Below are 3,291 nucleotides of genomic sequence, written 5' to 3' on the forward strand. Positions count from 1 at the left end.
GCTCAAGGAACTGCGGCAACTGCAGAAGGACCTCACCAAGGCCATTTCCACCTTTGAGGACCGACACAAGGCCGAAGCCCGCGCCAAGCTGGAGGCAATCGCCAAGGAAATGGGCTACTCCCTTGCCGACCTGATCGGCGTTGAAGTGAAAACAACCCGTGCGCCAGCCGTGGCGAAATACCGACATCCTGAAAACGCGGCTCTCACCTGGTCGGGCCGTGGCCGGAAACCACAGTGGTTTGTCGCAGCGCTGACTTCTGGCAAATCCGCAGACGATCTAGCGATCGGCTAAGCCCGTGTGAGCGGCTTGGTCGTCCTGTTGCCGGGCCATGGGCGCAACGCCGATTGGTCCAGTCAGACCGTTCGTGAAGGAGCGGTTCTGACCGCGCTACACCACGAGCGATAGCCCGCCATATCGGCTCACCTCCGCTTCCACCTCGGCAATCAGACTGTCGAGTGCGGGGTTTCGGGCCTTGCGGGCGCGGCGCACGACATAGGCAAGGTCGGGCGGCGGTGGCAAATGCGCGCGGATGATTTCCATTTCTGGCCGGATGTGGCGGTCACTCAGCAACGCCACGCCGAGCCCAGCAAGGACACCCGCCACGATGCCAGCGGCGCTGGAACATTCGAACACGGTTTCAAGAAGCGCGCCGTCGTCCTGCCCGATGTCCAACGCCCAATGGCGGTAGAAGCAGTCGTCATCGAAGGAAAGGAACGGTATCGGACCATCAGCCGGAAGGGGCGATCCCGCAAGCTTCACCCAGTGCAGCCCTTCGCGGAACAAGACCACATCGGTTGGTCGCACTTCATGCGCGAAGATCTGGACGATGGCGGCGTCCAGCTCGCCCCGGTCCAACATGCTGCGCAGGACGACGCTCATCCTGACCTTGGTCCGCACCGCGACCTGCGGATGTAGACGGTGGAAGCGCCCAAGGATGCGCGACAGATCCGTGCAGGTGGTGTCCTCGGTCAGGCCCAGTTGAATACGCCCGGCGAGGTCGGTCTTGGTCAGGCTGAGGAGCGCTTCGTCATGCAGGCCAAGAATGCGGGCGGCGTAGTCCAGAAGGTCCTGCCCGGCGCTGGTGAACATCGGCGCGCCCGCGCGACGGTTCAGAAGGTCACAATCAAGGCTGGTTTCCAGCCGCTTCACCTTGTGGCTGACGGCGGACTGGGTCAGCCCAAGCGCCTCCGCCGCGCGCGTGACGCCCCCGTGCTGCTGGATGGCGCGCAAAGCGCGCAAGGCGTCGATGTCAAGGCGGCGGGTGGACAGGTCTGACATGCAGCCTCTCAATGTTTCTGCAATCAGAGTGCCAGAAACCAACAATTCCGGCAAACAATCATTACATCACTGGGATCATTTTCATTAGTTCATCGAAATTTGTCATGCCAACAATCCTGTCATCCCGCGTATTGCGGCCGAGTAATCGAACCGAAAGAACCGGAATGACCGCCCTGAACACGCCTTCCTCGACCACGCATCCCCTCCTCTGGCCTGTGATGGCGGTCTTGCTCGTGATCGGATGGAGTTCCGGCTTCGTAGGCATCCGCTTTGCGAATGCAGAGGCGAGTGTTTTTCTGCTGCTGTTCTGGCGCACACTTCTTTCGGGCTTGATCCTGCTTCCCTTTGCGCTGTTCTTAGGTCCCAGGCTCGGCCTGCGGGCAATCGGGTTCCAGATGGCCTTCGGCGTGCTGTCGGTCTTTCTCTACCTCGGCGGTTTTGCGCTCGCCATCGAGCAGCGCGTTCCGACAGGTTTGGTTGCGCTGATCTCGGATCTATTGCCTCTTGCCATCGCCGCCTTGTCGCAGCCCGTGCTGGGAGAACGGTTGTCGGGTCGGCAATGGGGCGGAACCGCCATCGCAGTGTCCGGGGTGGTGATCGTTTCGTTCCACAGCCTGACCTTCGGGTCAGCACCGCTTTGGGCTTACGGCCTGACCGTTGCATCGATGCTGATCTTTGCGCTGGCTTCGGTGCTGCACAAGGGGCGCGAAGAGTTGCGCATGCCGTGGTATCAGGCGCTTTGCATCCAGACCCTGTCAGGTGCCGCCCTGTTCGGAGCAAGCGCCTTGGCGGCGGGCGATGGACTTGCCCCGCCGATGACTGCGAGCTTTGCGATCGGCATGGCATGGTTGGTACTGATCGCAACCTTCATGACCTACGCGGTCTACTACACCAGCCTTCGGCTGTTCCCTGTCGCCAAGGTCAGCGCAGCCATCTATCTCAGCCCGCCGGTGACGATGATCTGGGCTTGGGCGCTGTTTGGTGAACCGCTCACGATGGTCATGTTTGCTGGGCTTGGGGTGACCCTGATCGGAGTCTGGTTGACGTCGAGAGGCGATATATCGCCGTGAAACGAAACGGTGCGCGGCTTTCGCCGCTGTCCCCCGATTGTCCGCTGTCCGTCCGATCTGAATGGACAATCGGGCAAGTCGAGGCGTCCGCGAACGAGCGGCGGCGTTCTGTTGGACTGCCGAGGCGGCACTTTTGCCGGCGAAAGGCCCGGAGGCGCGTTCGCGCCGTGCCCGGGCCTTCTTAACGACCGTGGGCATTACGCCCACGGATCGATCTCAGCCAGCACCTGAACCTCGTCGCCGTCGATTTCATCGGCGGGGACGGCACCATAGGTTCCATCCCCTGCCTGAAAGACCACGATGGAGACCATAAGCGTGGCTGCGAGGCTGGCGGCGAAGGCGTGAGCATCTTTGCGGGACATTTGTTTTGGGTCCTGCTGGGAGGCGAGGGACCATCCCCCGCGCTGACAGGAACCCGCAGGCCCAAAGACGGTCTGACATCACCGGGTGCGTTCGGGCTTGCCCCGAATCCGGCCGGCGGCACGGGCTCGCCCCGTAGTCCGAGCCCTTGTGGCTTGATCTCGAAGACTGGATTTGGGCCAAGGAAGGGACTGGCAAGCGGGGGATGGTACTTTGACACAAGGAGCCGAATTGTCCCGCTGATGCTCACCCCGCCAGCCTTGCAGACATGCTCTTAGTTGACCGAGGCATTGCTGGGGATGGAGCCTTTGGTGCCCCGCGCAGATGCGCGGGACAGGTTGGTGCTGGATGAGAGGCCCGCGTGCGGCGGGCCCCCTTGGTCTCTGAGAAGGCTCGGGCGGCGATGTCCGCCTTCTGTGCCCTCTAACGTGCGTTTTGAAATTGAGAGTTGGCTATTCGCCGCTGTCGCCTTCGCCCAAGGCGGCAAGCCGAGCGGGCAGGTCCATCCTGACATGCAGGAAGTCAACGACGATCATCCGGTCTGGCGCGGCAATAAAGACCACATAGTGCTGTCCGGACCGG

4 protein-coding genes are annotated in these 3,291 nt (G+C 62.0%); 2 read left to right on the top strand and 2 right to left on the bottom strand.

Annotated elements, in window-relative coordinates; all coding sequences use genetic code 11:
- Window positions 1–292 (top strand): H-NS histone family protein (locus L0H65_RS16790; protein WP_301460366.1); only part of this gene is annotated, 292 nt, incomplete at its 5' end.
- A 96-nt stretch (window positions 293–388) separates the two neighbouring features.
- Here the strand turns inward: L0H65_RS16790 and L0H65_RS16795 are convergent.
- Window positions 389–1,279 carry a LysR family transcriptional regulator gene (locus tag L0H65_RS16795; RefSeq protein WP_301460367.1) on the bottom strand — a complete coding sequence of 297 codons (891 nt, stop codon included), beginning with the start codon at window positions 1,277–1,279 and terminating at the stop codon, window positions 389–391.
- A 164-nt stretch (window positions 1,280–1,443) separates the two neighbouring features.
- On the opposite strand from L0H65_RS16795, the gene L0H65_RS16800 reads away from it, so the two are divergent.
- Window positions 1,444–2,349: a DMT family transporter gene (locus L0H65_RS16800; RefSeq protein WP_301460369.1), complete on the top strand. Its 906-nt coding sequence runs from the start codon at window positions 1,444–1,446 to the stop codon at window positions 2,347–2,349.
- Window positions 2,350–2,546: 197 nt separating this feature from the next.
- Here the strand turns inward: L0H65_RS16800 and L0H65_RS16805 are convergent, their stop codons facing one another.
- Complete coding sequence (locus tag L0H65_RS16805) at window positions 2,547–2,711, bottom strand: hypothetical protein (RefSeq protein WP_301460371.1); 165 nt, start codon at window positions 2,709–2,711, stop codon at window positions 2,547–2,549.
- Between the last annotated feature and the right edge of the window lie 580 nt (window positions 2,712–3,291).

The sequence above is a fragment of the Pseudorhodobacter sp. genome (assembly GCF_030452865.1).
In the GTDB taxonomy this organism is placed as follows: domain Bacteria; phylum Pseudomonadota; class Alphaproteobacteria; order Rhodobacterales; family Rhodobacteraceae; genus Pseudorhodobacter.

What these genes read in the sequence shown, in the direction of transcription:
- L0H65_RS16805 (WP_301460371.1), bottom strand. Translation starts at nt 2,711, where the DNA reads ATGTCCCGCAAAGATGCTCACGCCTTCGCCGCCAGCCTCGCAGCCACG.
- L0H65_RS16795 (WP_301460367.1), bottom strand. Translation starts at nt 1,279, where the DNA reads ATGTCAGACCTGTCCACCCGCCGCCTTGACATCGACGCCTTGCGCGCT.
- L0H65_RS16800 (WP_301460369.1), top strand. Translation starts at nt 1,444, where the DNA reads ATGACCGCCCTGAACACGCCTTCCTCGACCACGCATCCCCTCCTCTGG.